Raw genomic sequence first — 5,996 nt, forward strand, 5'->3', positions numbered from 1 at the left:
CAGCGGCTTTGCTTCCTATGCCTGGCAGAACGGCTCGACCGATTCGGTCTTTACCGTTACGGCTCCCGGCACCTATTTTCTTACCGCCGTGAATGGTTGTGGTTCGGTGTATCGCGATACGGTGCAGGTAACGGCGCAGCCGCCCCTCTCCCTCAGCCTCGGCGCGGACCGCTCCAAGTGCAACCGCGATTCGGTGCTGCTGACCGCCCCGGAAGGGTTCCTGCGCTATACCTGGTCGCCGGGCGGGGAAACCGCGCCCCTGCAGGGGCGACAGGTAAAGGTGGGCCCCTTGGAAACCACCACTTATACCCTTACCGCGGAAAAGACGCCCGGGTGCTTTGCCTACGATACGCTGGTGGTCCGGGTGTATACTTCGCCGGAGATCCGCCTGGGCCCCGATACCTCCATCTGCCGCAACGACTCGCTCGTCCTGGATGCGGGACCCGGCTTCGTATGGTATTCCTGGAGTCACTATACCCGGCAACCGCGGCAACTGGTGGCGGACCGGCCCGGTACCTACTGGGTCATTGCCCAGACCGCCCAGGGCTGTTTTTCCACCGATACCCTGAAGCTGCTGAAGGTGCACAACCTGCCCCAGCCGTACCTGGGACCGGATTCGATTGTTTGTTCCGGCCAGTCCCGGGTACTGCGTACCCCGGGTACCTACCGTGCCTATAACTGGAGCACTGGCGCTGCCACCAGCACCATCACCGTTGGGGTGGCCGGTACCTACTGGCTGTCGGTTACGGATACCAACGGCTGCCGGGCAGCGGATACCACCATCATTCCCGCGGTGGTAGTGTCGCCTGCCGGCTTCCTGGGGCCCGATGCGTCCATTTGTTCCTACGGCAGCCTGGAACTGCAGGCCGGCGGGGCGTTTTCTGCCTATGCCTGGAACACGGGTGCTGCCGGAAGCGCCATCACAGTGACACAGCCCGGCACGTACTGGCTGGAGGTAACCGACAGGGATAACTGTACCGGCAGGGACAGCGTGATTGTCCGGCTGAAGAACTGCATGGAAGGGGTTTATGTGCCGAATGCCTTTACGCCGAATGGCGACGGGTTGAACGATGTATTTAAAGCCCTGGTTTACGGAAACGTGCGCTCGTACAGCTTCCAGGTGTATGACCGGTCGGGGAAGGTTGTTTTTCAGACTACCACCCCCGGCACCGGCTGGAATGGGGCTTACCGGGGGCCAAACCCGGGGAACAACGTGTTCTTCTGGGTCTGCAGCTACGAGTTAAACGGCAAGATGGAGCACCAAAAAGGGACGGTGGTTTTGCTACCGTAGCTGCTGCCCGCCAGGCAGGCCTATTGCCTTTTACAGCAGGCCCAAAGACCTTTAATAATTTTGCGACTTTAATTATTTAAACCAAATACTAATTGCATCATGAGAAAAATTACAAGTGCACTTCTATGTGTATCATTTTTGTTTACCGCCTGTGATCGGACGTATAAGTATATTGAGGTAGTAAGTAAAGAAGGGACTTTCGGCGGAACAGAAACAAAAGAGGATTCAAAACCTATTTCTGCCGCCAACGATTCTATCGCTTATTTGAAGGCCTATCAGAATTTTTGCATTTCGATGAAGGTAAGCAAGGAAATGCGAGAAAAGTACAGTAACATTTACTCTACTACTCCTGTAAAATTCATGTTGTTAAATGACAAGGGAGTTGATATTACAAACGCAATTTCGTTTGCGAATAAGAGTGAAAGGGAAAAGGAAGTTGAGGCCTCTGTTTTTAAATTGTCAAGTGAACTTCCTGAGACAGAAACTAAAGAGGTTGTAAAAGTAGACTCAGTCAAGGTCAAAGAGCTGAGCAAATTCTTTAGGCAAAAGAAGGATGAGTTTTCTGCGGATGGTAAAACTTGGTATGAGCCAAAATCGGCCCCGCAGTACACGAACAGGAACGGGTTATATTGTTACTTCAACACAATAAATGGAGTTCCCAGCACCTTACGGTTTCGACTTCAGTATTTTGCTGACGACTGGCTGTTTTTCAGTAAAGTCCAATTTTCAATTGATGGAAAGGCTTATGAATTTGTGCCTTTGAAAACCGAAACTGATAATGGGGACGGTGACATCTGGGAATGGTTTGATGAAGCCGTAACAGCTTCTGATAAAGAATTGATCAATGCTTTGGCAAATGCCAAAAGTGCCAAAATGAAATTAATCGGGCACCAGTATTATGATATTAAGGTTATTTCCAAAGACCAGATAGCCAATATTAAAAGAGCCTTAGAGCTTTATCAAGCGCTTGGTGGACAATTGTGATATACAAAAAAGATGATTAAATATGAAAAAAGTATTATCCTTCTTCTTGGCTGCCAGTCTTATTGCCTGTGATAGCCCTAATGAAGACAAAGCAATAGGTAAGGGAACAATTACGGCAATGGCTGATGGTACTTATATAGGGAAGGTTAACCTATGGTCCTCCTCTAAAAGTCCTGATAAAACGATTAATGCCGCTCTGCCAGACAATACAGACGTTGATATTTTAGATATAAACGGGGATTATTTTTTTGTTCGGAATTCATTAAATCACAAGGAATATGGCTTTTGTAATAAGGCCTTTGTAACAGAAGTTCAATTCCATAATTAATAATGGGTACTTCCAAAAACTCTCTGAAAGTAGGGTAAAATCTGCATGATGAGTTATCTTTAAGCGGCAAAAACGATCAGATGGCAAAAAAGCAATCAGGCTTATTCGACGAAGAATTCAAATTGAACCGCATTAGCCAACTGGGCGATCCCCTTGAAAAGCTCGATGCCTGCATTGACTGGAAGATCTTCCGCCCTATTCTGAACAAGGCGTTGGAAAAAGAGCCTAAAGGCCCGGGCGGCCGTCCTCCCTTTGATTATGTGCTGATGTTCAAGATACTCATCTTACAGGAGTACTTCGGCCTTTCCGATGAACAAATGGAATTCCAGATTACCGATCGCTTTTCCTTCATGCGCTTTCTGGGCCTACGTACCTGCTCCAAAGTTCCCGACCAGAATACCATCTGGCATTTCCGGAAACAGTTGAAAAAAGACGATACGGTAAGAAAGCTCTTTGAGCGCTTTCATAAGGAACTGAAGAATAAGAATCTCATTGTTAACAAAGGCAAGATCATCGATGCTTCCATCGTAGAAGTGCCGGTACAAAGAAACAGCCGGGAAGAAAACGACCAGGTAAAGGGCGGAGACATACCGGAAGAATGGGATGAGAAGAAAAGAAGCCATAAGGACACCGATGCCCGCTGGGTGAAAAAGGGCAATGAGAACTATTTCGGCTACAAAAACCATGTGAAGGTGGATGCCAAAAAGAAGTTTGTGGATGACTATGGGGTCAGCGATGCGGCGGTGCATGACTCTGTAAAGGGTGCGGACCTGCTCAGTAAAAAGGATGAGGACCAGACCCTGCATGCCGACAGTGCCTATACGGGAGAAACCTTTGAGAAGGCTGTAGAAGCGGCTGGCATGATCAACAAGATCCATGAGAAAGGATACCGGGATCATCCCTTAACCCCAAAGCAGAAAAGGAGCAATCGGGCCAAAAGCAGGGTGCGGGTACGGGTAGAACTTGTCTTCGGCTTTTTACACCAGGCCACCGGCGGGGTGCTCATCCGCACTATCGGCAGGGCAAGGGCTGAGGTGAAGATCGGATTGATGAACCTGACCTATCATTTGTTTCGCTACACTCTGTATTCAAAACCTAAAAGGGCGTAGTGTGCCCGGTCGTGTCCAGTGATGGACACTTCACGGGAAATGCCCTGAAAAAGGGCGAAAACCAAGGGGGAAAAGTGCCTTTTCGGCAGAAAAATCCTTCATCAGCAATCAAACTTTTTTCTCTCTAAAAAGTAGCTTCTGAAAATTTAGTTTTTAGAAGTACCCTAATGTTTATTTAATTGAGTTATTAGTATGAATACGGCTAAAGTTAGAATTGACCATACTCAAATTGGAAAGGACTTAAAGGAGCATCTAAATATTGATGGTAATAAACGAATATTATTTTCAGGACCGTTTGGCACTGGAAAATCAACGTTTCTAAGAGAGTTCTTTTCTGAAGATAAAAATAATTTTTTTACTCTAACACTTAATCCAATTAACTATTCAATAGCTTCAAATGAAGATGTTTTTGAATGGGTTAAATATGATCTGCTTATAGAATTAATCAATAATCATGCAAGCGAACTTGACTTAACAAAAGAGGAGTTTCCTACTTTGCTTATAAGCCAGTTTTTTATTTTAGAGAGGTTCAAAATGGGGAGCAATTTCAATTCTACAGCTTCAACATTTTATCCTCTGCTTGGAATTTCCGAAAAAATAGGAAAGCCCATTATTGAAGTTCTAAAGTTGATAGAGGAGTTTAATGCGTATAGGGATAAGAAAGAATTTGACGAAGGCAAGTTAATACATAATTATATTAAGGCTTTAAAAGCTTTGTCTGGATCACCTTATGAGAAGGATGCGATATCTGCGATTATTTCTTCTTTGATTGATCGGCTAAAGAAGAAAGTGAAAAAAGAAAAGGTTGAATCTGTATTAATTATTGATGATTTAGACAGGCTTGATCCAGATCACATGTTTAGATTGTTTAATATATTTAGTTCACATTACGATATTAACGACAATAATAAATTTGGCTTTAATAAAGTAATTTTTGTTTGTGATGTAGAAAATATTCGAAATATTTTCCATTACAGATATGGAACTGATGTAGACTTTAATGGCTATATAGATAAATTTTATTCAAGGGAGGTTTTTCACTTTAATAATCGAAGACTTATTAAAGATTTTATTAAAGAAGTTGTCCCTTCTCTTCCTTATAATTCTGAGGAGTTTAGGAAGTTATATCCGTTAGGGGTTAGAGACCTTTTCTATCAATCACTTGAGTTGATTTTGCAGTCATTGATTGATATTAGGGCTTTAAATCTAAGAATGCTGGTTCAGTATCATGTAATTAAAATACCTACATATTCCTTTTCTGTAAGAGAAGTTCATGATGAATTATTGGTCCAAAACTATCCGGCAGTAGTTATTTTTGAATTATTGAAAGGTTTTTATCCATCATATGAAGTCGTAGGAATAAAGTTGAAGCAGTTAGCTGAAAGTTTTAACAAAGGACTTATCGCAACAACAAAGCAGAATATTTCTGACTTAGAAAATGTAGAGAGGGCTATTGCTAGTTATTGTTTGCCATTTTTGATTGCACGAAAACAAGCGTTCGATAATGATACTATGTATGAGCTTACTAAATCTATCGGTAAGCATAGATTTGTTACAAAAGATCAGTGCGTATTACATTATCGCTATCACTTTAAGGAGAATCGAAGATTTGAGTATATTTTATGGGTAGATAAAATAACGTCTGTTGCGGACGAGGAATTAGAAGAGACGATAAATATGTTTGAATTGTTATATAGTTGTTTTACGGCCTGTCGAAACCTTAAAATTTTTTAGTTTTTATTTTGATGAAGCCAAACTCTCCTAATAAGTTGTTTTTAAGTTGATGGGGTGTTCTATTTAATGCTAAATGCTTATGGCAGTACATGATATTTTTTCTAAAAGAGGGGAACTGGGTAAAGAACTTGAAATTTATGTTTATGATTCGTTACCAAATAAGTTAAGAGTTCAAATACATCATATTCTTAGGCAAACAATTGGAAATGATAATTATTCCAGCCGTTTAGTGAAGGAGATATATAAAAAAAATACAAAATATTCTTAAAAAGGAATATGGTGTTTTTCATTTAGGCGTACAAGGAGATGCTCAAGTTGATGTATTAAACTTTTTATTACATTCTATAGATGTAAAACAAACTTTGGATGTTATTGAGCTTTGTTTTCAGGTAATTAATACAGTTATTAGAAATAACTGGAGGTATTCTGATAATGTAGCGGTTGAAATGAAGCCTGATGAAGCTATAGAAGAGCTATACTCGGTAAGGGGTAAAATTGTGAGTTGAGCGGGCATAAAAAAAAGAGGGGCAATTTTGTAGTGCTAACAACA

6 protein-coding genes are annotated in these 5,996 nt (G+C 42.4%); all 6 read left to right on the top strand.

The window, feature by feature from the left end; genetic code table 11:
- Positions 1-1,291: T9SS type B sorting domain-containing protein (locus V9K67_RS26635; RefSeq protein ID WP_336728114.1), on the top strand; the 1,291-nt coding region annotated here is incomplete at its 5' end.
- 99 nt (positions 1,292-1,390) lie between these two features.
- Positions 1,391-2,275, top strand: a complete 885-nt coding sequence (locus tag V9K67_RS26640; RefSeq protein ID WP_336728115.1) for a hypothetical protein — start codon at positions 1,391-1,393, stop codon at positions 2,273-2,275.
- 22 nt (positions 2,276-2,297) lie between these two features.
- A complete protein-coding gene (locus V9K67_RS26645) occupies positions 2,298-2,603 on the top strand; it encodes a hypothetical protein (RefSeq protein WP_336728116.1) in 306 nt (101 codons plus the stop codon).
- An 80-nt stretch (positions 2,604-2,683) separates the two neighbouring features.
- Positions 2,684-3,712 carry an IS5 family transposase gene (locus tag V9K67_RS26650; RefSeq protein WP_336728118.1) on the top strand — a complete coding sequence of 343 codons (1,029 nt, stop codon included), beginning with the start codon at positions 2,684-2,686 and terminating at the stop codon, positions 3,710-3,712.
- Between the two features lie 192 nt (positions 3,713-3,904).
- Positions 3,905-5,446, top strand: a complete 1,542-nt coding sequence (locus V9K67_RS26655) for a P-loop NTPase fold protein (RefSeq protein ID WP_336728119.1) — start codon at positions 3,905-3,907, stop codon at positions 5,444-5,446.
- Between the two features lie 79 nt (positions 5,447-5,525).
- The gene (locus V9K67_RS26660; protein WP_336728121.1) at positions 5,526-5,714 is read left to right on the top strand and encodes a hypothetical protein; all 189 of its coding nucleotides are present in this window, start codon (positions 5,526-5,528) and stop codon (positions 5,712-5,714) included.
- The last annotated feature ends 282 nt before the right edge of the window (positions 5,715-5,996 follow it).

Origin of the sequence: Huijunlia imazamoxiresistens, assembly GCF_037132455.1 — a bacterium.
Classification (GTDB): Bacteria; Bacteroidota; Bacteroidia; order Chitinophagales; family Chitinophagaceae; genus Flavisolibacter; species Flavisolibacter imazamoxiresistens.

Bases quoted from the DNA above. Each gene is read 5' to 3' on its own strand.
- V9K67_RS26640 (WP_336728115.1), top strand. From the start codon at position 1,391: ATGAGAAAAATTACAAGTGCACTTCTATGTGTATCATTTTTGTTTACC.
- V9K67_RS26655 (WP_336728119.1), top strand. From the start codon at position 3,905: ATGAATACGGCTAAAGTTAGAATTGACCATACTCAAATTGGAAAGGAC.
- V9K67_RS26645 (WP_336728116.1), top strand. From the start codon at position 2,298: ATGAAAAAAGTATTATCCTTCTTCTTGGCTGCCAGTCTTATTGCCTGT.
- V9K67_RS26660 (WP_336728121.1), top strand. From the start codon at position 5,526: ATGGCAGTACATGATATTTTTTCTAAAAGAGGGGAACTGGGTAAAGAA.
- V9K67_RS26650 (WP_336728118.1), top strand. From the start codon at position 2,684: ATGGCAAAAAAGCAATCAGGCTTATTCGACGAAGAATTCAAATTGAAC.